This window comes from Sinimarinibacterium flocculans, from assembly GCF_003201205.1.
Taxonomy (GTDB): domain Bacteria; phylum Pseudomonadota; class Gammaproteobacteria; order Nevskiales; family Nevskiaceae; genus Solimonas; species Solimonas flocculans.
Map to the genome: position 1 here is coordinate 153,446 of NZ_QICN01000001.1, position 25,335 is coordinate 178,780.

24 protein-coding genes and 1 tRNA gene are annotated in these 25,335 nt (G+C 68.7%); 23 read left to right on the forward strand and 2 right to left on the reverse strand.

What is annotated here, in order from left to right; translation table 11 throughout:
* Positions 1-150: 150 nt before the first annotated feature.
* From panB to C8D93_RS00685, 7 genes are all read left to right on the forward strand, one after another.
* Positions 151-1,086, forward strand: coding sequence for a 3-methyl-2-oxobutanoate hydroxymethyltransferase (gene panB / locus C8D93_RS00660; RefSeq protein WP_110263245.1), 936 nt, complete (start codon positions 151-153; stop codon positions 1,084-1,086).
* Positions 1,083-1,937, forward strand: a complete 855-nt coding sequence (gene panC / locus C8D93_RS00665; RefSeq protein ID WP_110263246.1) for a pantoate--beta-alanine ligase — start codon at positions 1,083-1,085, stop codon at positions 1,935-1,937. The genes panB and panC overlap by 4 nt, the downstream gene beginning before the upstream one ends.
* Positions 1,938-2,112: 175 nt before the next feature.
* Positions 2,113-2,496, forward strand: coding sequence for an aspartate 1-decarboxylase (gene panD / locus C8D93_RS00670; RefSeq protein ID WP_110263247.1), 384 nt, complete (start codon positions 2,113-2,115; stop codon positions 2,494-2,496).
* Positions 2,493-3,113 carry a TIGR02466 family protein gene (locus tag C8D93_RS00675; RefSeq protein WP_110263248.1) on the forward strand — a complete coding sequence of 207 codons (621 nt, stop codon included), beginning with the start codon at positions 2,493-2,495 and terminating at the stop codon, positions 3,111-3,113. Before panD ends, C8D93_RS00675 begins: the two co-directional genes overlap by 4 nt.
* Before the next feature lie 75 nt (positions 3,114-3,188).
* A complete protein-coding gene (pgi, locus tag C8D93_RS00680) occupies positions 3,189-4,802 on the forward strand; it encodes a glucose-6-phosphate isomerase (RefSeq protein WP_110263249.1) in 1,614 nt (537 codons plus the stop codon).
* Between the two features lie 98 nt (positions 4,803-4,900).
* Positions 4,901-5,269: a PA2779 family protein gene (locus C8D93_RS20325; RefSeq protein WP_146216472.1), complete on the forward strand. Its 369-nt coding sequence runs from the start codon at positions 4,901-4,903 to the stop codon at positions 5,267-5,269.
* 50 nt (positions 5,270-5,319) lie between these two features.
* Positions 5,320-6,225 carry a PA2778 family cysteine peptidase gene (locus tag C8D93_RS00685; RefSeq protein ID WP_146216473.1) on the forward strand — a complete coding sequence of 302 codons (906 nt, stop codon included), beginning with the start codon at positions 5,320-5,322 and terminating at the stop codon, positions 6,223-6,225.
* Here C8D93_RS00685 and queG read toward each other — a convergent pair.
* Positions 6,198-7,286: a tRNA epoxyqueuosine(34) reductase QueG gene (gene queG / locus C8D93_RS00690; RefSeq protein WP_110263251.1), complete on the reverse strand. Its 1,089-nt coding sequence runs from the start codon at positions 7,284-7,286 to the stop codon at positions 6,198-6,200. The two genes, C8D93_RS00685 and queG, sit on opposite strands and share 28 nt — an antisense overlap.
* Positions 7,287-7,335: 49 nt before the next feature.
* Here queG and C8D93_RS00695 point away from each other — a divergent pair, with 49 nt between their 5' ends.
* From C8D93_RS00695 to C8D93_RS00760, 14 genes are all read left to right on the forward strand, one after another.
* Positions 7,336-8,805 carry an NAD(P)H-hydrate dehydratase gene (locus C8D93_RS00695; protein ID WP_110263252.1) on the forward strand — a complete coding sequence of 490 codons (1,470 nt, stop codon included), beginning with the start codon at positions 7,336-7,338 and terminating at the stop codon, positions 8,803-8,805.
* Positions 8,802-9,305 carry a tRNA (adenosine(37)-N6)-threonylcarbamoyltransferase complex ATPase subunit type 1 TsaE gene (gene tsaE / locus C8D93_RS00700; RefSeq protein WP_110263253.1) on the forward strand — a complete coding sequence of 168 codons (504 nt, stop codon included), beginning with the start codon at positions 8,802-8,804 and terminating at the stop codon, positions 9,303-9,305. The genes C8D93_RS00695 and tsaE overlap by 4 nt, the downstream gene beginning before the upstream one ends.
* A 95-nt stretch (positions 9,306-9,400) precedes the next feature.
* Positions 9,401-10,663, forward strand: a complete 1,263-nt coding sequence (locus tag C8D93_RS00705) for an N-acetylmuramoyl-L-alanine amidase (RefSeq protein ID WP_110263254.1) — start codon at positions 9,401-9,403, stop codon at positions 10,661-10,663.
* A 106-nt stretch (positions 10,664-10,769) separates the two neighbouring features.
* Positions 10,770-12,560 (forward strand): DNA mismatch repair endonuclease MutL, encoded by a 1,791-nt coding sequence (mutL, locus tag C8D93_RS00710; protein ID WP_110263255.1) that lies wholly within the window; start codon positions 10,770-10,772, stop codon positions 12,558-12,560.
* 62 nt (positions 12,561-12,622) lie between these two features.
* Entirely contained in the window at positions 12,623-13,681 is a 1,059-nt protein-coding gene (locus C8D93_RS00715) for a YjgN family protein (protein WP_110263256.1), read from the forward strand.
* Positions 13,678-14,685 carry a M48 family metallopeptidase gene (locus tag C8D93_RS00720; RefSeq protein WP_110263257.1) on the forward strand — a complete coding sequence of 336 codons (1,008 nt, stop codon included), beginning with the start codon at positions 13,678-13,680 and terminating at the stop codon, positions 14,683-14,685. Before C8D93_RS00715 ends, C8D93_RS00720 begins: the two co-directional genes overlap by 4 nt.
* Positions 14,686-14,687: 2 nt before the next feature.
* Positions 14,688-15,626 carry a tRNA (adenosine(37)-N6)-dimethylallyltransferase MiaA gene (miaA, locus tag C8D93_RS00725; RefSeq protein ID WP_211307131.1) on the forward strand — a complete coding sequence of 313 codons (939 nt, stop codon included), beginning with the start codon at positions 14,688-14,690 and terminating at the stop codon, positions 15,624-15,626.
* Positions 15,627-15,698: 72 nt separating this feature from the next.
* Positions 15,699-15,968 carry an RNA chaperone Hfq gene (gene hfq / locus C8D93_RS00730; RefSeq protein ID WP_110263259.1) on the forward strand — a complete coding sequence of 90 codons (270 nt, stop codon included), beginning with the start codon at positions 15,699-15,701 and terminating at the stop codon, positions 15,966-15,968.
* A gap of 56 nt (positions 15,969-16,024) precedes the next feature.
* Positions 16,025-17,332: a ribosome rescue GTPase HflX gene (gene hflX, locus C8D93_RS00735; protein ID WP_110263260.1), complete on the forward strand. Its 1,308-nt coding sequence runs from the start codon at positions 16,025-16,027 to the stop codon at positions 17,330-17,332.
* 125 nt (positions 17,333-17,457) lie between these two features.
* Positions 17,458-18,594 (forward strand): FtsH protease activity modulator HflK, encoded by a 1,137-nt coding sequence (gene hflK / locus C8D93_RS00740; RefSeq protein WP_110263261.1) that lies wholly within the window; start codon positions 17,458-17,460, stop codon positions 18,592-18,594.
* Positions 18,594-19,463: a protease modulator HflC gene (hflC, locus tag C8D93_RS00745; RefSeq protein WP_110263262.1), complete on the forward strand. Its 870-nt coding sequence runs from the start codon at positions 18,594-18,596 to the stop codon at positions 19,461-19,463. The genes hflK and hflC overlap by 1 nt, the downstream gene beginning before the upstream one ends.
* Positions 19,460-19,651, forward strand: a complete 192-nt coding sequence (locus tag C8D93_RS00750) for a DUF2065 domain-containing protein (RefSeq protein WP_110263263.1) — start codon at positions 19,460-19,462, stop codon at positions 19,649-19,651. Before hflC ends, C8D93_RS00750 begins: the two co-directional genes overlap by 4 nt.
* Positions 19,652-19,654: 3 nt before the next feature.
* A complete protein-coding gene (locus C8D93_RS00755) occupies positions 19,655-20,677 on the forward strand; it encodes an ATP phosphoribosyltransferase regulatory subunit (RefSeq protein WP_110263264.1) in 1,023 nt (340 codons plus the stop codon).
* A gap of 47 nt (positions 20,678-20,724) precedes the next feature.
* Positions 20,725-22,017, forward strand: a complete 1,293-nt coding sequence (locus C8D93_RS00760; RefSeq protein ID WP_110263265.1) for an adenylosuccinate synthase — start codon at positions 20,725-20,727, stop codon at positions 22,015-22,017.
* A gap of 100 nt (positions 22,018-22,117) precedes the next feature.
* Here the strand turns inward: C8D93_RS00760 and C8D93_RS00765 are convergent.
* Positions 22,118-22,202: transfer RNA gene (locus C8D93_RS00765), tRNA-Leu, on the reverse strand.
* Positions 22,203-22,242: 40 nt separating this feature from the next.
* Here C8D93_RS00765 and rnr point away from each other — a divergent pair.
* Positions 22,243-24,558, forward strand: coding sequence for a ribonuclease R (gene rnr / locus C8D93_RS00770; protein WP_170123835.1), 2,316 nt, complete (start codon positions 22,243-22,245; stop codon positions 24,556-24,558).
* Positions 24,555-25,250, forward strand: coding sequence for a YiaD family glycine zipper/OmpA-like lipoprotein (locus tag C8D93_RS00775; protein WP_110263266.1), 696 nt, complete (start codon positions 24,555-24,557; stop codon positions 25,248-25,250). Before rnr ends, C8D93_RS00775 begins: the two co-directional genes overlap by 4 nt.
* Positions 25,251-25,335: the final 85 nt, after the last annotated feature.

The following is a 25,335-nucleotide window of genomic DNA, read 5'->3' on the forward strand; positions in this document are numbered from 1 at the left end:
CGCCCCGCGTGCGGATCGTCCGGGTGCATGCCTTGGTGGGCCACCCTTCGTATCAATGCCCCGAATGCCGCGTGTATGTCTTGGTGGGCCACCGGCATTCCCCATCGGACGGCCTCCATTCCCGCATGGCCTCCGGGGAGCACTCAAGACATGGATAACACGAAGCCTGTGAGCATCGCGGAGCTGCGCGACATGCGTGCGCGTGGCGAAAAGATCGCCTGCCTGACCTGCTACGACGCCAGTTTCGCGCTGATCGAGGACCGCGCCGGCGTGGACCTCGTGCTGATCGGCGACTCGCTCGGCATGGTGCTGCACGGCGGTCGCACGACGACGCCGGTCACCGTCGATGACATCGTCTATCACAGCCGCTGCGTCGCGCCGCACCTGTCGCGCGCCTTCCTCGTCGCGGACCTGCCATTCCTGTCCTACGCGACGCTAGAGCGTGCGCTCGATGCCTCGCAGCGGGTGATGCAGGAGGGCGGCGCCAAGATGGTCAAGCTCGAAGGTGGCCGCGAACAGGCCAGCATCGTCGAGTACCTGTCGGTTCGCGGCGTGCCGGTGTGCGCCCATCTGGGCCTGCAGCCGCAGTTCGTGCACAAGATGGGTGCCTTCCGCATCCAGGGGCGCGACGAGGCGGCTGCCGAGGCGATGCTCCACGATGCGCGGGTGCTCGCCGAGGCGGGTGCCGATCTGCTGCTGCTCGAATGCATTCCCACCGAGCTGGGGGCGCGCATCGCCGCCGAGTCGCCGGTGCCGGTGATCGGCATCGGCGCCGGTCACCGGGTCGACGGCCAGATCCTGGTCCTGCACGACATCCTGCACGTCTCGCCCATGGTCACGCTCGGGCGCACGCCGCGGTTCGTGAAGAACTACATGACCTGTGCCGCGGAACAGGGCACGCCGGATATCGAGTCGGCGGTCCGTGCCTACGTCCGCGAAGTGAAGTCCGGGGCGTATCCGGCGCCGGAACACCGCTTCGACGTGCCGGCGCCGGCGGCCATCCGGAACGACAAGGCCGGCAGGACGGCCCGCCCGGCGCTGAAGCGGCCGGCGCCAGCCGGCGTGGTGCGGAAACGGCGCAAGTGATCACGCGTCACGCGATCACCGAGTTGCGCGCGCAGCTCGCTGTCTGGCGCGCGGCCGGCCAGCGCATCGCCCTGGTGCCGACGATGGGCAACCTGCACCGGGGCCATCTGCGGCTCGTGGAGCAGGCGCGGATGCAGGCCGACCGCGTCGTCGCGAGCATCTTCGTAAACCCGCTGCAGTTCGGACCCAACGAGGACTTCGAGCGCTACCCGCGGACACTGGCCGCGGATCAGGCCTCGCTGCAGGACGCCGGGGTCGACCTGCTCTTCGCGCCCTCGGTCGCCGAGATGTATCCCCATGGCCGCGAAACGCTGAGCAGCGTGCACGTGCCCGGCGTGTCCGAGGACCTCGACGGCGCCCACCGCCCCGGACACTTCGACGGCGTGGCGACGGTGGTCAGCATCCTGTTCAACATCGTGCAGCCGGATGTCGCGCTGTTCGGCGAGAAGGACTACCAGCAGCTCGCGGTGATCCGGCAGATGGTGCGAGACCTGCACCTGCCGATCGAGATCGTCGGCGTGCCCACGCAGCGTGATGTCGACGGTCTGGCGTTGTCGTCGCGCAACCAGTACCTGAGCCCCGAGGAGCGCACTCGCGCGCCGGCGCTGCACGCCGCCCTGAAGGCCGTGGCCGCAGCGCTCGACGAGGGCCGCCGCGACTTCGAACCGATCTCGGAAGAGCAGTGCAAGGTTCTGGCGAACAAGGGATTCGATGTGCAGTACCTGGCGATCCGCCGGCCCGATCTGGGGCTGCCGGATGCGACCACGCAGCGCTTCGTCGTGCTGGTGGCGGCGAAGCTCGGCCGGACCCGCCTGATCGACAACATCCAGGCCCCGTCGGGGCAAATATGACAGGCATTTGATGCACTGCGGGAATGCCGCTAGACTCCGGCCTCCGCGTGTGATCGAGATCACGCGAAACGGGCGTATGTCTTAGTGGGCCGCCCGCCGTAGCCAGACCCCCAGGCCGTCGCGTGTATGTCTTAGTGGGCCACCGACGACCCCAAGCTCCCGAAGAGGCATCGCCATGCAACTGCATATGCTCAAGTGCAAGCTGCACCGCGCCTGCGTGACCCACGCTGAACTCGACTACGACGGTTCCTGCGCCATCGACTCCAAGTTGCTGGAGCTCGCGGGCATCCTCGAATTCGAGCAGATCGACATCTACAACGTCACCAACGGCGAGCGGTTCACCACCTACGCCATCAAGGCCGAACCGGGCTCGGGCATCATCTCGGTGAACGGCGCTGCCGCCCACAAGGCCCGCGTCGGCGACCGCGTGATCATCTGCGCCTACGCGACGATGGACCAGGCCGCTGCACGCACGCTCAAGCCGCGTCTGGTCTACCTCGATGCCCAGAACCGCGTCGAACGCACCGCCAACACGATTCCGGTGCAGCTCGCGGTGTGATTGCGGTCCGCGCCTGGTTCCCCACACTCATCTATAGCGAGCGCCTGCAGGCACGCGGCCTGCGGGCGTTCAACGCGGAGCTGCTCGACGAGTGCCGGCGCATCCGTGATTTCGACGAGGCGGGGCGGGCGTGGTCGGCTCGCAGCTATCCGCTGGGCTATACGAGCTACGGCTCGCTCGACCGCCTGCAACGCTTCTCGTCGACCTTTGACGTCCTGCGCCAGCGCATCGACCCGCATGTGGCGTCCTATGCGCGGGCGCTGGACTGGGATCTGCGGGGCGGTCGTCTCGAGATGACGGACTGCTGGCTCAACATCATGCCGCAGGGTTGCAGCCACAGCTTTCACGTCCACCCGCACGCCGTGGTCAGCGGCACCTACTACGTCGACGTGCCACGGGGCAGCCCGGGCCTCAAGTTCGAGGATCCGCGGCTGACGAAGATGATGGCGGCGCCGGCGCGACGCGCGCGCGGACGGCCGGACCAGCGCGCGCACATCGAGTATCGCGCGCGTGCCGGCGACGTGATCCTGTTCGAAAGCTGGCTGCGCCACGAGGTGTCCGCCAATCCGGTCGGTGAGGAGCGCGTCAGCATCAGCTTCAACTACCACTGGCGCTGACCACCGGCATCCGGTTCAGTGAACAGTCGGGGACGGGGCTGCTAGGCTTCGGGGATCGCCTCGATACCCAGACGCATGAACGACCTGACTCGCAGCGGTTCCTGGCAGCAGGTGGCCGCGCAGGCCGCGCGCATGCAGCCGACGCATCTGCGCGAGCTGTTCGCCGACGACCCCGGACGCGCGCAGCGCTATACCGCGCAGGCCTGCGGCCTGCACCTGGACTACTCCAAGCAGCGCATCGACGATGCCGCACGCGCGGCGCTGCTCGCGCTCGCCGATGATCGCGGACTCGCCCAGTGGCGCGAGCGGTTGTTCGCCGGCGAGGCGGTCAACGCCACCGAGCATCGCGCCGCGCTGCACATGGCCCTGCGGGCCTCGCCCGACGATGCGCGCTTTGCAGCGGTGTCCGGCGAAGTCCATGCCGTTCGCCGGGCGATGCGTGCGTTCGCGCAGGCGGTTCGCGATGGCGAGCGGACAGGGGCGACGGGCGAGCGCATCACGGATGTCGTCAACATCGGCATCGGCGGATCGGACTTCGGGCCGCGCATGGTTTGTGCCGCGCTCGCGCCGCAGATCGACGGTCCCCGGCCGCACTTCGTCGCGAACGTCGACGGTGCCGAGCTGCACGCGCTGCTCGCGCGACTCGAGCCGGCGCGCACGCTGTTCATCGTCACCAGCAAGACCTTCACGACCCAGGAGACCCTGGCCAATGCACGGCGCGCCCGCGCGTGGCTGGTGGACGCTCTCGGCGAAGAGGCGGTGGCGCGCCACTTCGTTGCCGTCTCCACCAATGCCGAGGAGGTCGGGCGCTTCGGCATCGACAGCGACGCGATGTTCGGGTTCTGGGACTGGGTGGGCGGACGCTACTCTTTGTGGAGCGCGGTAGGCCTGTCGATCGTGCTCGCGCTCGGACCGGAGCGTTTCGATGCGCTGTGCGCCGGCGCCGCGGCGATGGACCGGCATTTCGTCGATGCGCCCGCCGAGCACAACCTGCCGGTGCTCATGGGATTGCTCGGCGTCTGGAACGTGAACTTCCTCGGCTGCGCCAGCCATGTGGTGGCGCCGTATGCGCAGCGGCTGTCGCTGTTCTGCGGCTGGCTGCAGCAACTGGAGATGGAGTCGAACGGCAAGCGCGTGGATCGCGACGGCCGCACGGTCGACTACGCCACGACACCGGCCCTCTGGGGCAGCGTGGGCACCAACGCCCAGCACGCCTACTTCCAGATGCTGCACCAGGGGCCGGCGGTGCACGCCATCGATTTCATCCTCGCGCAGTCGGCGGATCATCCGTTCGACGAGATGCAGCAGATGCTGGTGGCCAACTGCCTGGCGCAGTCCGCCGCGCTGATGGCGGGCAAGACCGCAGACGAGGTACGTGCCGAACTCGAGGCCGCAGGGTTGTCGGGCGCCGCCCTCAAGGCGGCGGTGCCGCACCGCGTATTCCCGGGAAACCGGCCGAGCAGCACCCTGCTGCTGCCGCGGCTGGACGCCCATCACCTGGGTGCGCTGCTCGCGCTCTACGAGCATCGCACCTTCGTGCAGGCGGTGATCTGGGGCATCAACCCCTTCGATCAGTGGGGCGTCGAGCTGGGCAAGCAGCTCGCGAAACGGATTCTCGATCCGGGCCAGCGGGCCGGGCTCGACGCATCGACGCGGGCGCTGTGGACACGAATCAACCCGCCGGACTGATGCGGCCGGCAGGGATGTCGGCCCGTCGCGCGATGGCGGGTACGATGCGGTGGCGGGACCTGGGTAAACACTGAAAGCAACCAGAAGCGAGGTGGATCATGGACGGATTTCGCGGTGTGATGGTGGTTGTCGTGGCTGTTGCGCTGGGCCTGTCGACGATTGCGGCGCCGGCGTCTGCGGCGATCGTCGGGACCGAGCAGATGCTGTCGCAGAACACCGCGCGGCAGGATGTCGATACCTTCCTGGCACGTGCCGAGGTGCAGGAGCAGCTGCAGGCCTGGGGCGTCGATGCCGCCGATGCGCAGCGGCGCGTGGCGACGCTGACACCGGACGAACTGCAGATGCTCAATGCGCAGATCGACGAGCTGCCGGCCGGGGCGGGCGCCCTCGAAGTGATCGGGGTGGTCTTTCTCGTGCTCCTGATTCTCGAGCTGGTCGGCGTGACCAACGTCTTCAGCGCGATCTGAACACGCGGCGGTCACGGGCCCGGCGGCTGTGGCTGCCGGGCCTTTTCGTATTGCTGCTCGGTGCCTGCGCCGGGCCGGAGACCCGGCACCTGCGCGAACAGACGCAGGCCGTGGAGCTGGCCGCGGTGCCGTTTCATCCGCAGGACGAATACCAGTGCGGCCCCGCGGCGCTGGCGACGCTGCTGGGCGCCGACGGACTCGCGGTATCGCCGGACGAACTGGTGCCGGAGATCTACGTGCCGGCGCGACAGGGCAGCCTGCAGGCGGAGATCGTCGCTGCGGTCCGGCGGCGCGGTCGTGTCCCCTACGTGCTGGCACCGCATATCGAGGCGGCGCTCACCGAGCTGCACGACGGCCGGCCGGTGCTGCTGCTGCAGAACCTGGGTACGCGTGCGTTGCCGGTCTGGCACTACGCCGTGATCGTCGGCTTCGATCCGCAGACGCAGACGTTCGTGCTGCGCTCGGGTCGGGAGCGGCGGCAGGAGCTGTCGGCCCGACGCCTGCTCGAAAGCTGGGACCGGGCGGGGCGCTGGATGCTGGTGACCGCGTCGCCCGGCGAGCCGCCGGCGAGCGCACAAGCCGGGCCGTGGCTGCGCGCCGCCTCCGCGTTCGAGTCGCTCGGAGCGTTCGAGCCGGCCGCTGCTGCGTACCGGGCGGCCACCCGACGCTGGCCCGACACGGCGATGGCCTGGACGGCGCTGGGCAATGTCCTTGCGCAGCAGGCCGACTGGCCGCAGGCCTACGACGCCTATGAACAGGCGCTCGCGAACGGAGACGACGGGCCGCTGCTCCGCAACAACCGCGCCTGGGTGCTTGCGCAGATGGGCTGCCGCGACGCCGCAATGGACGAGATCGATACCGGCCTGTCGGCAGCGACGCCAGCGCAGCGCGCCACGCTCGGCGACACCCGTGCGCAGATCCGGGCGCTTCAGTCGGACGCCGTCTGTTCCCGCTGACGTGCGAGGGCCCAGCCGACGTGTTCGCGCACGACCGGGTCTTCGTGATCGGCCTTCTGCGTCAGCGCCTCGATCACGGCGGCCGAGCGTGGTGCATTGCCCAGTGCGATCGCGATGTTGCGCAGCCAGCCGCCGTAGCCGGCGCGGCGCAAGGCCATGCCTTCGGTACGCTGCAGCCATTGCGCCTCGGTCCACGCGAACAGGTCGATCAGACGGGCGTCGTCGAGGCCGTGACGTGGTGCGAAGTCCGGCTCGGTGGTGAGCTGTGCGTGGCGGTTCCACGGACAGACGAGCTGGCAGTCGTCGCAGCCGAAGATGCGATTGCCGATCAGCGGTCGCAGCGCGACGGGAATCGGCCCCCGGTGCTCGATGGTGAGATAGGAGATGCAGCGCCGGGCGTCGAGCTGGTAGGGTGCAACGATGGCCTGTGTCGGACAGATGCGGATGCAGGCCATGCAGCGCCCGCAGCTGTCGGCGACGGGTGCGCTATCCGGGCGCGGTAGCGGCAGGTCGGTGTAGATCTCGCCGAGGAAGAACCACGAGCCGGCATCGCGGTGGAGCAGCAAGGTGTGCTTGCCGATCCAGCCGAGCCGCGCATCGCGCGCCAGCGCCTTTTCGAGCACCGGCGCACTGTCGGCGAACACGCGGTAGCCGTGGGTGCCGACCGCCTGTTCGATGCGCGCCGCGAGCCTGCGCAGCCGTGCGCGCATCAGCTTGTGATAGTCGCGACCGAGCGCGTAGCGTGAGACATAGGCGCGCTCCTTGTCCTCGAGCACCTGCAGGGCGTCCGCGGCGGCGGGACGGTACGGCATGCGGGCGCTGATCACACTGACGGTTCCCGGATGCAGCCGTGCCGGCGTGTGACGCATCTGCGGGTCTCGGGCCATCCACGCCATCTCTCCGTGATGCGATTGCGCGAGCCAGTCGCGCAAATGTCCGGCGTCCGCATCGATCTCGCAGCTCGAGATGCCGGCGTCGGAGAAGCCGAGCTCACGCGCCCACTGCGGGATCAGCGCCGGGATCTCGGCGAGCGACGGGACGGGCGGCGAAGCCGTGTTCATGCAGGTGGACGGGCGCGGGACGTTGGCGATCCACCAATATACTGTCGGCATGAACGAGCCGATGCGAGCCCTGTACGACGCCGAGCAGGTGCGCGAACTGGATCGCCGCGCGATAGCCGGCGGCATTGGCGGCTACGTGCTGATGCAGCGCGCCGCGCACGCCTGCTGGCAGGCGATGCAGGCGCAGCCGCAGCCGCGTCGCGTCACCGTGTTCTGCGGACCCGGCAACAACGGCGGTGACGGTTACGAGATCGCGCGTCTCGCGCGTGCCGCCGGCGCACAGGTGTCGGTGCACGCCCTGGGCGATCCGCGACCGGGCAGCGACGCGGCAACGGCCAAGCAGGCCTGGCTCGACGACGGCGGCAGAGTCGCTCCGGAAAACGGGGCGTCCACGGACGCGGACTGGATCGTCGATGCGCTGCTCGGTACCGGGCTCGGCCGCGCGCCGCAGGACGCCATGCAGGCGGCCATCGAATCGATCAACGCCGCACGCGAGCGCGGTGGGCGCGTACTCGCCGTCGACGTGCCGTCCGGGCTCGATGCGAGCAGCGGGTACGCGCCCGGCGCCTGCGTCCGCGCCGACGTCACCGTGAGCTTCATCGGCAGCAAGCTGGGTCTGTGGACGGGACGGGGGCCGGAGATGGCCGGTCAGCGGGTCTTCGACGCACTCGGCGTTCCCGAAGAGGTCTATGCCGGCGTCGCACCGCGGGCGCGGCTGCAGTCCGCGGATGCCTTGCGGCAGCTGGCGCGCCGCCCGCGCGACGCGCACAAGAACCTGTCGGGCCATGTCCTGATCGTCGGCGGCAACCTGGGCATGGGCGGCGCCGCGCTGCTCGCCGGGCGCGCGGCCCTGCGCAGCGGTGCCGGGCTCGTTTCCGTGGCCACGCGCCGGGAGCATGCGACGGCGTTGACGGCCGCGCAGCCGGAACTGATGGTGCATGGCATCGACCGGCCCGAGCAGCTCGATCCGCTGTTGGCGCGCGCGACCGTCACCGCACTCGGGCCGGGCCTCGGTCAGGACGAATGGGCCCGCGCGCTGTACGCCCGCACGATCGCGGACGACGGTGCGCTGGTCGTCGACGCCGATGCCCTGAACCTGCTGGCGCGGTTCCCGCGTGCTCGGCCGAACTGGATACTGACGCCGCACCCAGGCGAGGCCGGACGGCTGCTGCAGACGTCCTCGGCACAGGTGCAGGCCCAGCGGCTGCAGACGACGGCGCAGATCGCCGAGCGCTACGGTGGCGTCGCCGTGCTCAAGGGAGCCGGCAGCTGCGTCAGCGGCAGTCCGCCGCAGATCTGTCCGTACGGCAATGCCGGCATGGCCGTCGCCGGCATGGGCGATACGCTCACCGGCATCGTGGCGGCGCTGTGGGCACAGACCGGCGACCCCGCGCTGGCGGCGCAGCTCGGCGTCTTGGCGCACGCCTGCGCCGGCGACCGCGCGGCCCGCGACGGTGAGCGCGGCCTGCTGCCCGGCGATGTGATCGACGCCCTGCGCGCGACCCTCGACGCGAGATGAGCGACTCGTCCGCGACACCTGCGAATGCCGCCGCGCCAGCCATCCCGCTGGCGGACGCGTCGGCGACGGAAGCCGCTGGCGCAGCCTTGGCCGCTGCGCTGGCGTCGCGACCCGGTGCGGTGGTGTTCCTGCACGGCGACCTGGGAGCCGGCAAGACCACGCTGGCGCGCGGCTTTCTGCGGGCGCTCGGGGCCGACGGGCCGGTCCGCAGCCCGACGTATACGCTGATCGAGCCCTACACGCTGGGGGCGCGCACCGTCGTGCACATGGACCTCTACCGTCTGGCCGATCCGCAGGAGTGGTGGACGCTGGGGCTCGACAGCTACGCGCCCTCGCAGACCCTGTGGCTGGTCGAGTGGCCGGAGCGGGCGGCCGGCGTGCTGCCTGCGCCTTCGGTGGCGCTGCGGCTCGAGCGGGTCGGTGACGCACGCAGGCTCACGGTGCACGGCGACCCGGCCGTGGCGGCGGCATTGCGGTCCCGACTAGAGGTCCAGCTTTAAGAAAATGCTCTATCTCGATGTTTGATTGAGATATTCCCTCTTGCAAATGTCTGCGGGAAGGCGTACTTTCCGCCCAAATCGTGCTGGGCAGGGACATGCGCTGGGGTCTACTCGTCGTGGCGGTGGCGTTGAACTCGACGGCTTTTGCCGCCGAGTTGCGTGACCTGCGCGTCTGGGCCGGCCCCGAGTCGACGCGGGTCGTCTTCGATCTCGATGCGCCGGCGAAGCACGAGATGTTCACGTTGAGCGGACCCGAGCGCGTCGTCATCGACATCCAGGGGCTGGGCGCTGCGGCGCGGGCCCGCGTCGAAAGCACGGCCGGACAAGGTGTCGTCCAGCGCCTGCGCAGCGGTCCGCGCAAGAACGGCGTGCGTATCGTGCTCGATGTGAGCGACCGCGTGTTCGCGACCAGCTTCGCGTTGCCGCCGGACGCCGGCACCGGACACCGGCTCGTCGTCGATCTGGCGCATCCGGATGCGCCGCCTGCGGCAGCCGAGGTGGCGACTCCCGCGGTGGTCCAGGCGGCACCGGCCCCCGTTCCCGAGCCGCAGATCAGCCTGCGCAGCCGTCCGGTCGTGATCGCGATCGACGCCGGCCACGGCGGACAGGACCCCGGCGCCAAGGGGCGCAGCGGCCTGCTCGAGAAGAACGTGGCGCTGACGGTATCGCGCAAGCTGGCGAAGCTGATCAACGACACGCCGAACATGCGCGCGGTGCTGACCCGCGACGGCGACTACTTCCTCGGGCTGCGCGAGCGCGTCAACATCGCGCGCAAGCATCAGGCCGACCTGTTCGTCTCGGTGCACTGCAATGCCTTCACGCGCCGTGACATGCGCGGCTCCGCGGTCTATGTACTGTCGAACGGCGGGGCGACGAGCGAGCACGCGCGCTGGCTGGCGCAGAAGGAGAACGCGTCCGACCTGGTCGGCGGCGTCCACCTGCACGACAAGGACAACGAACTCGCCGCGGTGCTGATCGACCTGTCGCAGGGCGCGACGATGGAGGCCAGCTTCGACGTCGGCAGCCGCATCCTCGGCTCGCTGTCCAAGATCAATCGCCTGCAGAAGCGCGAGATCCAGCAGGCCGGTTTCGCGGTGCTCAAGGCGCCGGACATCCCGTCGGTGCTGGTCGAAACCGCATTCATCAGCAACGCCGAAGAAGAGAAGATGCTGGGCTCGGGCGCGTTCCAGGACAAGCTCGCGCGGCAGATCTTCGCCGGCGTGAAGGGTTATTTCGAGAGCTATCGGCCGCAGCAGCAGGTCGTCGAGGCGGAGCCCGAGCTGCAATACGTCAGTCGCAACAGCGCCGCGCAGGGCGAGTTGCACGAGACTTCGTTCACCCAAGGCGTCTCCCGCTAAAGGAGACTGACTGCCCGGGCGGTCGTGCTGCCGCCCGGGATTTTCTTTGTCCGTTTCCCGGGGCTGGCTTCGTCGGCGGCTCGCCCGCAGCAGCTACACTGGCGCGATGATTCGCGTCCTCCCCGATCAGCTCGTCAACCAGATTGCAGCCGGCGAAGTCGTCGAGCGTCCCGCCGCCGTCGTCAAGGAACTGATCGAGAACAGCCTCGATGCCGGCGCACGGCGCATCGATGTCGAACTCGAGCGCGGCGGCCTGGGACTGATCCGCATCCGCGACGACGGCGGCGGCATCGAGCCCTCGCAGATGGCGCTGGCCTTCGAGCGGCACGCGACCAGCAAGATCGCCAGCCTCGACGATCTGGAGCGCGTCGGCAGTCTCGGCTTTCGCGGCGAGGCGCTGCCCAGCATCCTGTCGGTGTCGCGTCTGCGCCTCACCTCGTGCCCGCCCGGCGGCGGGCACGCGTGGACGCTCGGCGGCGAGGGAGGACTCGCGGAGCGGCAGCCCGTGCCCGCGGCGCATCCGCCGGGGACCAGCGTCGAGGTGCGCGACCTGTTCTTCAACACGCCGGCGCGGCGCAAGTTCCTCAAGGCCGAGACGACCGAGTTCCGGCATGCGCAGACGGCGCTCGATCGCATCGCCTTGTCGCGCTTCGACGTCGGTTTCTCGCTGCGACACAACCAGCGCCGCGTGCGCGATCTGGCACCGGCCGACAGCGCTCCCGCGCGCCGCGCGCGGGTGGCGGCGATCTGCGGCGAGGAATTCGTCGCACAGGCGGTGGAAGTCGACGAGTCGCGCATGGGTATGCGCCTGCACGGCTGGGTCGGCCTGCCGAGCTTCGCGCGCAACCAGGCCGACCTGCAGTTCTTCTACGTCAACGGACGGCTGGTGCGCGACCGTCTGCCCGGGTTCGCGCTGCGTCGGGCGTTCGCCGACGTGATGCACTCGGCGCACCATCCGGCCTACGTGCTGTATCTCGAACTCGATCCGGCGGGCGTCGACGTCAACGTCCACCCGCAGAAGACCGAGGTGCGGTTCCGCGAGGGCGCGCGGGTGCACGACATGCTGTTCGGCGCCGTGCACCAGCTGCTGCGCGGCGTGCGGCCGCAGGCCGCCGAACAGCACCGCGTGACCCTGAAGCCGATGGCGGCCGCGGTATCTGCAGCGGCAATGCCTGCGCACCCGCAGGGCATGCCCAGCCTTGCCCTGGTGCCGGAACGGGCGCCGGCGGTCCTGGCCGAGGCGCCGGCGGCATACGGTGCATCCCCTCCGGCGCCGTCGGCGGCGCTGGACGAGCGCGCGGACGAGGCGCCACTGGGGCACGCGCTGGCGCAGCTGCACGGCATCTACATCCTGGCCCAGAACCGCCACGGCCTGGTCGTCGTCGATGCGCACGCGGCGCACGAACGGGTGCTTTACGAGCGCATGAAGCGGCAGCTCGACGGCGGCGGCGTGCCGGCGCAGGGCCTGTTGATGCCGCAGCAGGTCTCGCTGCACGAGGACGAGGCCGATGCGCTGGAGTCCCGGCGCGAGGAGCTGTACCGCTACGGCATCGAACTCGATCGCGCCGGGCCCACCAGCGTGCGGGTGCGCGCCGTGCCCCCGCTACTCGGGGGTGCGCAGGTCGAGACCCTGATCCGCGGGTTGGTGCGCGACGACGAATCCCGCGACAGTCGCAGCCATTTCGGCGAGGCCCTCGAAGCGCAGTACCGTGTGCTCGCCGACGTGGCCTGCAAGGCGGCGATCAAGGCGCATCGCCGCCTGACCTTGCCGGAGATGGAAGCCCTGTTGCGGGACATGGAGCGCACCGAACTGGCAGGGCAATGCAATCACGGCCGGCCGACCTGGGTGCAACTCGGCGTCGACGCGCTCGACCGGCTGTTCCTGCGCGGGCGCTGATATGCTGACCGGCCGCCGGCGAGTCCGGCGGGCGAGCGGGTCGAATAAGGGAGGATCGGGGTATGGACTCAGCCAGCGTGGCGGCCGCTCCGGCCGTCGAGCACCGCGTAGCGTTTCACGGATCGGGCGGTGAGTACTTCGGCATCTGGATCGTCAACCTCGTGCTGACGATCCTCACGCTCGGCATTTATTCGGCCTGGGCGAAGGTTCGCAGGCTCAAGTATTTCTACGGGCAGACCGAGCTGGCGGGTGCGCGTTTCGACTATCACGGCAATCCGCGGGCGATTCTCGTGGGGCGGCTGATCGGGCTGCTCCTGTTCGCCGCCTACACCGTCGCGACCGAACTGGTGTCATGGTGGACGCCGGTGGTGCTCGTGCTGCTCGCCGTCGTGCTGCCCTGGCTGCTGCGCAACGCGATCCGGTTCCAGCTGCACAACAGCAGCTACCGCGGTATCCGTTTCGCATTCGACGGTCGGCGCGCTCCCGCCTACGTTGTCTTCCTGCTGCATCCGCTGCTCATGCTGGTCACGTTCTATCTGACCGCGCCGTTGTTCCACCAGCGGGTCAAGCGCTATCAGCTTGGCAACGCGCGCTTCGGTGCGACCGCCGTGCAGTTCCATGCGGGCGTCGGACAGTTCTATCGCGCCTATGTCCCGGTGATGCTGCTGATGCTCGGCCTGTTCGTCATCGTGATCGGTACCATCGGCGCCGCCGTCAGCGGTGTGGAGCCGGGCGCCGAACCCGATCCGCGGGTCATCGGTGGAGCGGCGCTGACGAGCGTGCTGGTGATCTTCGGCGGCCTTCTGGTGATCGGTCCGATCTGGTTGGTGCGGACACAGAACCTCATCTGGAATCACACGAGTCTGGGCGAGCATCGCTTCGTCAGTACCCTGCGCGTGTGGCCGCTGCTGTGGATCCAGTTGAGCAATCTCGTCGGCATCATGCTCACGTTCGGACTGTTCATGCCGTGGGCTGCCGTGCGTATGGCGCGCTACCGGGCACAGAATGTGCGCCTGATCGCTGCGGGCGAGATCGACGCCTTCGTTGCCGGAACCGGTGCCGAGGTGACCGCGGCTGGCGAGGAGACGGCCGAGATCTTCGACTTCGACATCGGACTGTGACGCTGCAGGGCATTTACTACGACGGACAAAGCGCGCGGGCGCACGCGGTCGCCGTCGAGCTGTGCGACGGCCACTGGCAACTCCACGGACTCATCGAACGTCGCGAGCCTGTCGGCGAGGTGCAGATCAGCGAATGGCTCGGATCGGTGCCGCAACGGCTGCAGTTCCGGGACGGGGCCTATTGCGAAGTGGCGGATCACGCGGGCCTGGCTGCTGTGCTGTCGGCAGCCGGTCGTCGCGACCGCTCCATCGAATGGCTGCAGAACAGCCGGCGTGTGGCGATCGCCGCAGTCCTCTGCCTGATCGTCGCGGCGCTGTCAGCCTATCTCTGGGGGCTGCCGCTGGTGGCCAAGCTCGGTGCGCGGATGATGCCGCAGCGTGTCGTCGAGCAGGTCAGCTCGACGACGCTGCAGCTGCTCGACCGGCAGTTGCTCGCACCCAGCGAACTGCCGGCGGCGCGTCGCGGCCGGATCGAGGTGGCATTCGCGCGGTTGGCGGATGACGACGGCAGCCGCCTGCTGTTCCGGTCCAGCGCTCACATCGGTCCGAACGCCCTGACGCTGCCGGACGGCCGCATCGTGCTGCTCGACGAGCTGGCGGTGCTCGCGGAGGATGATGAGGAGGTTCTCGCGGTCCTGGCACACGAACTCGGACACGCCCACGGCCGGCACGGACTCGAGTTGCTGATCCGCGGCGCACTCCTGGGTTTCGTTTCCGCATGGTGGCTGGGAGACGCCAGCGCCCTGCTGGCGGCCGCGCCGGTGGTGCTGCTGCAGGCGCGCCACTCGCGCGAGCTGGAGCGCCAGGCAGACGCCTACGCCGTCGGACGGCTCGCCGCCGTCGGCGTGGCGCCCGCACGGCTGGCGGACGTGCTCGAGCGGATCGACGCGGTAGAGCGCGAGCGCAACGGCGGGCCACCAGCCGCGGCCTCGACCGGCTACCTCGACTCCCATCCGGCGACGAACGATCGCATCGAGCGTCTGCGCGCCGACGGCAGCCCGTGAGCATGGCCTTGCCGCCGGTGTTGTCGCTGATGGGCCCGACCGCGTCGGGCAAGACGCAATTGTCGCTGGAGCTGGCGTCGCGTCTGCCGGTGGAGATCGTCAGCGTCGATTCCGCACAGGTGTATCGCGGCATGGACATCGGCACGGCGAAGCCCTCGCCCGGGTTGCGGTCCGCAGTGCCGCATCACCTGATCGACATCCTGGATCCCTCGCAGCCCTATTCGGCGGCGCAGTTCGCGGCCGATGCCGCCGCGCTGATCGCGCAGATTCGCGCCCGCGGCCGCGTGCCGTTGCTGGTCGGCGGCACGATGCTGTACTTCCGCGCCCTTTTCGACGGTCTCAGCGAGCTGCCGCCGGCCGCCGCGGATCTGCGCGAGAAACTGGCGGCCGAGGCGCGCATTCACGGTTGGCCGGCGCTGCATGCCCGCCTGGCGGCGGGCGATCCGGACACCGCCGCGCGCCTGCACCCCAACGACCAGCAACGCATCCAGCGCGCGCTCGAAATCCTGGACGGCACCGGGATTCCGCCCAGCCGCTGGTATGCGCAGCCGCGGACCGGTGCCGTCGACGGTGCGAGCGTGCACGTTGCGCTCGTGCCGGACGATCGCGCACACCTGCACCGGCGCATCGATCAGCGCTTCGACCTGATGATGGATGCCGGTTTCCTCGACGAGGTGCGGCGCCTGCACGCGCGCGGCGATCTGCGCGCGGAACTGCCGGCGGTGCGTGCGGTCGGATACCGGCAACTATGGGCACATCTCGATGGCGCCTGTACGCTCGACGAGGCCATCGAGCGCGGCAAGGCCGCGACCCGTCAGTACGCCAAGCGACAACTCACCTGGTTACGCGGCGAAAGTCGCCTGTTGCGGTTCGATCCCGAGGCGTCCGGCGTCGTGGACCGCATCTTGCTTGCCATGAAAGTGGCGGCCACGGCTGCGTGATACACTCGAAGGCCCGTCAGTGGGCACGAAACGGCCTCGCCAAGGCCGACATTACAAACAGGGATACGTCCGATGTCCAAAGGTCACACACTACAAGAACCGTTTCTCAATGCGCTGCGCAAGGAGCGCATTCCCGTCTCGATCTACCTGGTCAACGGCATCAAGTTGCAGGGTCACATCGAGTCCTTCGATTCCTTCGTCGTCCTGTTGCGCAACAGCGTGAGCCAGATGGTCTACAAGCACGCGATCTCGACCGTCGTGCCGGCCCGTGCAGTGCGCCTCTATGATCCGTCCAGCGACAACGCTGACGGTGCCGACGGCGGAGAAGCCGCTGCGGGCTGAATGGGTTCGGACAACCGGCGGCGCAGCGGGGCGATGAGTCCCGCGTACGGCAGGGGCTGATGTTCGAACGCCCCAAGACCGGGCAGAAGGCGCTGCTGGTCCATCTCGATTTTCCCGGTACCGACTTCGAGTCGGACCGCGCCGAGTTCATCGAACTGGCCCGTTCGGCCGGTGCCGATGTGCTCGACGTCATCGGAGGCAGCCGCCGCCAGCCCGACCCCGGCCTGTTCGTCGGCAGCGGCAAGGCCGAGGAGATCGCCGCGGCCGCGGCGGCCTGTTGTGCCGAGCTGGTGATCTTCAACCACACGCTGAGTCCGAGCCAGGAGCGCAATCTCGAGCGCGCGCTCAAGGCGCGCGTCGTCGACCGCACCGGCCTGATCCTCGACATCTTCGCGACGCGGGCGCGTTCTCACGAGGGCAAGCTGCAGGTCGAACTGGCGCAGCTTCAGCACATGGCCACACGCCTGGTGCGCGGCTGGACCCATCTGGAGCGGCAGCGCGGCGGCATCGGCCTGCGCGGTCCGGGCGAAACGCAGCTCGAAACCGACCGGCGCCTGATCCGCGGCCGTATCGGCTCGCTCAAGCGCCAGCTCGAGGCGGTTCGTGGCCGGCGCGCGCGCTCGCGCGTGGCGCGCAGCCGTCGCCAGGTGCCGACGGTCTCGCTCGTCGGCTACACCAACGCCGGCAAGTCGACGCTGTTCAATGCGCTGACCGGCGACGGCGTCTTCGCATCGAGTCAGCTGTTCGCGACGCTCGATACCACGGTGCGACGCATGCCGCTGCAGTCCGGCGAGCCGGTCGTGGTCGCCGACACCGTCGGCTTCATCCGCGAGCTGCCGCACGATCTGGTGGCGGCGTTTCGCGCAACGCTGGAAGAAGCGCGCGACGCCGCGCTGCTGTTGCACGTGATCGATGCATCGGATGCCGAGCGCATGGACCGCATCGCCCAGGTGACGGCGGTGCTCGGCGAGATCGGTGCGGAACGTGCACCGACGCTCGAGGTCTTCAACAAGATCGACCTGAGGCCGGGCGAAACGGCTCGCGTCGATCGCGACGAGGAGGGCGTCGTACGGCGGGTCCATGTGTCCGCCCGCACCGGCGACGGTCTGGAGCTGCTGCGCGCGGCTGTGGCCGAGCGTCTGGCGCTGGCGCCGCAGGAGCGCGAACTCGTGCTGCCGGCCAGCGCCGCCCGGCTGCGCGCACAACTGTTCGCCCAGCGCGCCGTGCTGGAGGAAAGTACCGGCGACGACGGCAGCTACCATCTCAGGGTTTCGCTGCCGCCGGCGCAGTTGCAGCGACTGTGCCGAGACGCGGGGCTGGGCGAACTAGCCGGTGCCGCGGACGTCCCGGCTGTGGCGCGCTGAGGCGCCGCTGGCAAGCGGACTGGTAGAATCCTCTGAAGTCAGGCTTGTCGATGCATCGCGCGCAGCGCCGCGGCAGTCGCACGGCAGAGCCACCTCCCATTCATTCGGACTTTTCGGAGTAGCAAATGGCCTGGAACGAGCCGGGACCCGGTCGCGATCCGTGGAACCAGGGGCCCAAGCGCGGTGACGGTCCACCCGACCTCGACGAGATGCTCAAGCGTCTGAAGTCGCGGCTGGGCGGCGGTCGCGGAGGCAACGGCAGTAGCGGCGGCAAAGCGGGGACCCCCTTGCCCGGCGGCCTGATCGGTCTCGTGGTAGCGGCGTTGGCGCTGCTGTGGGCGGCGTCCGGCTTCTATGTCGTCGACGAGCAAGAGCAGGCGGTCGTGCTGCGCTTCGGCCAGCATGTCGCGACCACCGACGCCGGCCTGCACTGGCGCATGCCCTGGCCGATCGAGGCCGAGGAGATCGTCAACGTCACCGGCGTGCGCGCCACGCGTGACCGCGCGACGATGCTGACGCAGGACGAGAACATCGTCGATCTCGAGCTCACCGTGCAGTACCGCGTGTCGGACGTGAATGCCTTCGTGTTCAACGTCGCCGACCCCGACCTGACCATCCGCCAGGTCACGAAGTCCTCGGTACGCGAGGTGGTCGGTCAGTCGCGGATGGACTTCATCCTGACGGAAGGCCGCGAAGAGATCGCCGACCGCACCAAGCTGCTGCTGCAGGAGCGCATGGAGGAGTACGGGACCGGCCTGTTCGTCACCGAGGTCAACCTCCAGCAGGCGCAGCCGCCGGAGCCGGTGCAGGCCGCGTTTGCGGATGCGATCAAGGCGCGCGAGGACCAGCAGCGCCTGAAGAACGAGGCAGAGGCCTATGCCAACGACCGCCTGCCGCGCGCACGCGGTGCGGCGGCGCGCCAGGTCGAAGAGGCCAATGGCTATCGCGAGCAGGTTGTTGCCAAGGCGCAGGGCGACGCGTCACGTTTCACCCAGCTGCTGGCCGAGTACCGCGAGGCCCCCAAGGTTACGCGCGAGCGCCTGTATCTCGATGCGATGGGGGAGGTCTACGGCAACAACAACAAGATCCTCATCGACGTCGACAAGGGATCGCCGCTGTTGTACCTGCCGCTGGATCAGCTGATGCGTCGCGGCGGCAGCGGCGGCAGCAGTGCCGAAACCCTGGTTTCACCACAAACGATGCCGCGCAGCGGTTCGGGCTCGGAGCTCGACGGCTTGCGCTCGCGCGAAAGGGGTCGCTGATGAGAAACACCAGTCCCATCGTCATAGCCGTGGTTGCGATCGCGGTCCTGCTGCTCGTCTCGAATTCGGTGTTCATCGTCGACCAGCGCGAACGCGCGGTGCTGTTCCAGGTCGGCCAGCTCAAGGGCGCCGGCTACGAGCCCGGTCTGCACACGAAGCTTCCGTTCTTCCAGACCGTCCGCAAGTTCGACGCGCGCATCCTCACGCTCGACAACCAGACCGAGAACTTCCTGACGTCCGAGAAGAAGAACGTCGAGGTCGACTTCTTCGTCAAGTGGCGCATCGCCGATGCGGCGGTGTACTACCGTGCCACCGGCGGGCAGGAACTCGTGGCGCTCGATCGTCTGGCGGCGATCGTCAACCGCGGCCTGCGCGACGAGTTCGGTTCGCGCACGATCCAGCAGGCCGTTTCCGACGAGCGCGACGCGATCATGGAAGAGCTGGAGGCGAAGATCGAGCGCAACGTCGCCGACCTCGGCATCGAGATCATCGATGTGCGCCTGAAGGCGATCAACCTGCCGCAGTCGGTCAGCGAGTCGGTCTACGACCGCATGCGCGCCGAGCGCGCGCGCGTGGCGTCCGATCTGCGCGCACGCGGCGCCGAAGAGGCCGAGAAAATCCGCGCCGAGGCAGACCGTACGGCGCAGGTGACCATTGCCAACGCCTACAAGCAGGCCGAGGAGCTGCGCGGCGAAGGCGACGCCAAGGCGGCGGAGATCTATGCGCAGGCGTACAGCCAGGATGCGGAGTTCTACAACTTCTACCGCTCGCTCAACGTCTACCGCAGCAGCTTCTCGGACGGCCGCGACATACTCGTCCTGGAGCCGGATTCGCCGTTCTTCAAATACTTTCGCGGCAGCGCACCGTGAGCATCGACTGGGCCGAGCTGGTTCGTGCGCTCGGGCTGGTCATGGTGATCGAGGGTCTGATGCCGTTTGCAATGCCGTCACGCTGGCGGGCCATGCTGCTCACGATTGCGCAGTTCGACATTCGCGGTCTGCGCGTGATCGGCGGCTGCAGTATTGCTGTCGGACTGCTGGTGCTTCATCTGGTATAGCTCATGCTCGACGAACAATGGATGCTGCCCGAGGGGGTCGACGAGACGCTCCCGCCACTGGCGTGGCAGATGGAAGCCCTGCGCCGCAAGTTGCTCGATCACTATCGCAGGCGCGGCTACGAGCTGATCCTGCCGCCGCTGATCGAGCATCTCGACACCCTGCTGACCGGCACCGCGCAGGGTCTCGAGCGGCAGACGTTCAAGCTGACCGACCCGGCGAGCGGGCGCCTGCTCGGTCTGCGGGCGGACATGACGCCGCAGGCGGCGCGTATCGCGGCCCGTCGCTACGGTGACCGGCCGACGGTGCGCCTGTGCTATCTCGGCTCGGTGCTGCGCACCGAGCCCGACAATCTGGGCGGTCCGCGCTCGCCGCGACAGGTGGGCTGCGAGCTGTTCGGCGTGCCCGGTATCGCCGGCGATCTCGAGGTGCTCGAGCTGCTGCGCAGCACGCTGCGGCTGGCGGGCGTGCGGCGCCTGCACCTCGACCTTGGACACGTCGGCATCTATCGTGCGCTGACGGCCCGCGTCGGGCTCGATGCGGATGACGAGTCCGCACTCTTCGACATCCTGCAGCGCAAGTCGCATCCGGACCTGGCGGACTTCGCCCGCGCGCGCGGTCTGCGTCCGCGCCAGGCAGCGGCGATCTCGCAGCTGATGGATCTGAACGGCGACGTGTCCATTGTCGCCCGTGCCCGCGAGCTGCTGAAGGCCGGTGGCGAGGCCGTCGCCGAGGCCCTCGACCTGCTGCAGCGGGTCGTCGACGAGTTGCGGCGTGTCGCGCCCCGGCTCGACATCCACGTGGATCTCGCGGAGCTGCGCGGTTATCGCTATCACACCGGCATCGTCTTCGCGGCGTTCGTGCCGGGGCACGGTCGCGAGATCGCGCGCGGCGGCCGCTATGACGGTGTCGGCGCCGCGTTCGGCGCGGCGCGACCGGCAACCGGCTTCTCGGCCGACCTCAACGAGTTGCTGCGCCTGGGCGCGCCCGGCGCGGCATCGTCCCCGCGAACGCGCAAGCGCCGCTAGCTTCCGGCGCACGGGTACGCGGTTCTCAACTTCTGGAGTAGCGAGTCATGGGCAAGTCGGTCGTCATCATCGGCGCACAGTGGGGAGACGAGGGCAAGGGCAAGGTCGTCGACCTGCTCACCGATCGTGTGCAGGCCGTCGCCCGCTTCCAGGGCGGCCACAATGCCGGCCACACCCTGGTCATCAACGGGGTCAAGACCGCACTCAACCTGATCCCGTCCGGCATCATGCGGCCCGGTGTCGCCTGCCTGATCGGCAACGGCGTGGTGCTGTCGCTGCCGCACCTGATCGCGGAGATCGAGAAGGTCGAGGCGACCGGTGCGTCGGTGCGCGACCGCCTGCGCATCTCCGAGGCGGCGCCGCTGGTGCTGCCGGTCCACGCCCAGCTCGATCAGGCGCGTGAACACGCGCGTGGCGAGGCCAAGATCGGGACGACCGGCAAGGGCATCGGACCGGCGTACGAAGACAAGGTCGCGCGCCGTGCGGTACGCGTCGGCGACCTGTTCCATCGCGAACAGCTCGCGGCGAAGCTCGGCGAACTGCTTGCGTACCACAACTTCGTGCTGCAGAACTATTACCGCCAGGAGCCGGTGGACTTCCAGCGCACGCTGGACGATCTGCTGGGCTACGCCGAGATCGTCCGGCCGATGGTGGCGGACGTCACCGAGCTGCTGCGTCAGCATCTGCAGGGCGGCGACAACGTGCTGTTCGAGGGCGCCCAGGGCGCGTTGCTCGACGTGGACCACGGCACGTATCCCTATGTGACCTCCAGCAACACGACGGCCGGTGGCGCCGCGACCGGTACCGGTGTCGGCCCCCGAGAGCTCGGCTACGTGCTCGGCATCGTCAAGGCTTACGCGACGCGCGTCGGTTCCGGCCCGTTTCCGACGGAGCTGGACAACGACGTCGGTCAGCACATCCGCGACAAGGGCGCGGAGTACGGCACGGTGACGCGCCGTCCGCGGCGCTGCGGCTGGTTCGACGCCGTGGCCGCGCGGCGCTCGATCTTCAACAACAGCGTCAGCGGCCTGTGCGTCACCAAGCTCGACGTACTCGACGAGCTCGACGTCATCCGCATCTGCACCGGCTATCGCGTCGACGGGCAGCCGGTCGAGACGCCGCCGATCGGGGCCGAGGGATTCGCGCGCATCGAGGCGATCTACGAGGAGCTGCCAGGCTGGAAGTCGAACACCTACGGCGTCAAGCGCTTCGACGAGCTGCCGGAAAACGCAAGGCGCTACCTGCGTCGTCTCGAGGAGGTCGCCGGCGCGGAGATCGCGATCGTCTCGACCGGACCCGACCGCGAGCACACCATGGTGCTGCGCAATCCGTTCGATTGATCTGCCCGCAGGTCGATGGCTGCGGCTGCACTGGCATCGCGGCCTGCAAAGGCGGAAACTAAAAAAGGCCGACCGCAGGGTCAGCCTTTCATGCTTCGATTGGTGCCGAGAAGAGGACTCGAACCTCCACGGTGTTACCCGCCAGTACCTGAAACTGGTGCGTCTACCAATTCCGCCATCTCGGCTTGAGGGCGCGCATTGTGGCGACGCCCCTGACCTTTGTCAATGAAACCCAAGAACCCCAAAAAACCCAGCAAAAACACCGGCGCCGGCCCTTGGCAGGCGCGTGATCCAGCCTTCGCGGAGCAGTCGGCGCGCTACGCGGAGCCGATTCCCAGCCGCCAGCTGATCCTGCAGGCGCTGACCGCACACGACGGGCCGATGACGCTCGACGACCTGATCGGCGACTTCGGCCTGCGGCGGCTCGGCGAGCAGGAAGGCTTGGCCAAGCGCCTGCAGGCGATGGTGCGCGACGGCGAGCTGATGCAGAACCGCCGCGGCGCCTATGGGCCGGTGACGGAGATGCACCTGATCGCCGGTGTCGTGCAGGCGCACCGCGACGGCTTCGGTTTCCTGATTCCCGAGGCGGGCGGTGACGACGTCTTCCTGCCGCCGCGGCAGATGCGCGAACTGATGAACGGCGATCGCGTGCTGGTGCGCGTGGTCGGCAACGATTACAAGGGGCGACCGGAGGGTGTTGTTGCCGAAGTCATTGAACGGGTGACGCGCAGCGTCGTCGGCAGGCTTCACGTGGAGCAGGGCGTTTCCTACGTGATACCGGACAATCCGCGCGTGCAGCACGACCTGCTGATTCCGCAGGAGCATCTGCAGGGCGCGCGCCACGGGCAGATCGTCGTCGCCGAGATCATCACGCCACCCGGCCGCCGGACGCTGCCGGTCGGGCGCATCCAGGAGGCGCTCGGCGACTACATGGCGCCGGGTATGGAGATCGAGGCGGCGATCCGTGCGCACAGTCTGCCGCGGCACTGGCCGGAGGCGGTCGAACAGCAGCTTGCGGGTATCCCGGATGCGGTGCGGGCGCGGGACGTGGGCGACCGGGTCGACCTGCGCGACCTGCCGCTGGTGACGATCGACGGTGCCGACGCGCGCGACTTCGACGATGCGGTGTACTGCCGGCCCCATCGCAAGGGTGCCTTCACCCGCGGCGGGTGGACGCTGTGGGTTGCCATTGCCGACGTGTCGGCGTACGTGAAGCCGGATTCGCCGCTGGACAAGGAAGCCTTCCAGCGCGGCACCTCGGTCTACTTCCCGCAGCAGGTGATCCCGATGCTGCCGGAGAAGCTGTCGAACGGATTGTGTTCGCTCAACCCGGACGTCGATCGCCTGTGCATGGTGTGCGAGATGCGTGTGCTGCCGGACGGCACGATCGCGAAGTCGCGCTTCTACGAAGCCGTGATGCGCTCGCATGCGCGACTGCTGTACGAGGACGTCGCCGAGATGCTCGACGACCCTCAGGGCGAGCGTGCGCGTGCGCAGGCCTCGCTGCTGCCGCATCTGCAGGCACTGGATGCGGCCTTCGAGGCACTGCTGGCGGCGCGCAGCGAGCGCGGGGCCATCGACTTCGATTCGACCGAGACGCGCATCGTGTTCTCCGACGAGCGCAAGATCGACCGCATCGTCCCGGTGCGCCGCAACCGGGCGCATCGCCTGATCGAGGAATGCATGATCGCCGCCAACGTGCAGGCGGCGGCCTTCGTCGCCAAGCACAAGCTGCCCTGCCTCTACCGCGTCCACGAGTCTCCGGACCCGGTGAAGCTCAAGACCCTCCGTGAGTTCCTCGCGCTCAAGGGACTGCGGCTGGGTGGTGGCGACAAGCCGACGGCGCAGGACTACAGCACGACCATTGCCGCGCTCGAGGGGCGGGACGATGCCGCACTGGTGCAGACGGTGATGCTGCGCTCGATGATGCAGGCGCGCTACAGCCCTGACAACATCGGTCATTTCGGCCTGGCGCTGACGCACTACGCGCACTTCACTTCGCCGATCCGGCGCTACCCCGACCTGCTGCTGCATCGGGCGATCAAGCACGCGCTGGCGCGCGGCAAGGCGCGGGACTTCCTCTACGACGCGGAACGCATGCTGGCGCTGGGCACGCACTGCTCGATGACCGAGCGGCGTGCCGACGAAGCGACGCGCGAGGTCGTGACCTGGCTCAAGTGCGAGTACATGCGCGACCGCATCGGCGAGGTCTTCGACGGCTCCGTGGCCAGCGTCGCGCCGTTCGGCCTGTTCGTGGAACTTGCCGGGCTCTATGTCGACGGCCTGGTTCACGTCTCGTCGCTGCGCAACGACTACTACGAACACGATGCGGCCGCGCAGCGGCTCGTGGGCAGCCGCAGCAAGACGGTCTACGCGCTCGGTGACCGGGTCCGCGTGAAGGTCGTGCGCGTGAACCTGGATGAGCGCAAAATCGACCTAGAGCTGGTCGAGGTGATCCGGCATTCATCACGGATTAAGCCCTCGAACCCAGAATCCGCGAGAACAGCAAAATCACGAAAACGCCAGAGGAAACGCAGATGAAGACCCTGAACATCGCAGTATGCGCGCTGGTCGCGACGACGCTGGCCGGTTGCGCAGCGGACGATCCGAACCGGCGCGCCAAGACCGGTGCGGCGATCGGTGCGGTCGCCGGCGCGGTGCTCGGCAAGCAGGTGAGCGATGCACGCGGTGCGCCGATCGTGGGTGCAGTGGTCGGAGCGCTCGCCGGCGGCGCCGTCGGCAACTACATGGACAAGCAGAAGGCCGAGCTGGAACGCCAGCTCGCCGAGGAAGCGGCACGCAACGAGCTGCGCATCACGCAGATTTCCGGAGACGCGCTGAAGATCGGCATCGCCAGCGACGTCAGCTTCGATGTCGACAGTGCGCAGATCAAGCCGGATGCGTTGGCGACGTACAGCAAGATCGCCAACGTGCTCAAGTCGTACGACAAGACGGTGATCCACATCGTCGGTCACACCGACTCGACCGGCAGCGACCAGTACAACCAGGGGCTGTCGGAGCGGCGCGCGGCTTCGGTGGCCAGCTACATGGGCGGCCAGGGGCTGCCGGGTACCCGCGTGCGCCAGGAAGGGCGCGGCGAGAGCCAGCCGATCGCCAGCAACGACTCGGCGGACGGGCGCAAGCGCAACCGCCGCGTGGACATCGTGATCAAGCCGGTCATCGAGGGGCAGGAACAGCAGGCCTGGACGCCGCCGCCGTATCTCGGCGCCTGATCCCCACCGTCGTTTCATCGACGCCCCCGCATGATGCGGGGGCGTCGTGCTTTGGGCACACTGCCAGGACAGATCTCTTCGGGTG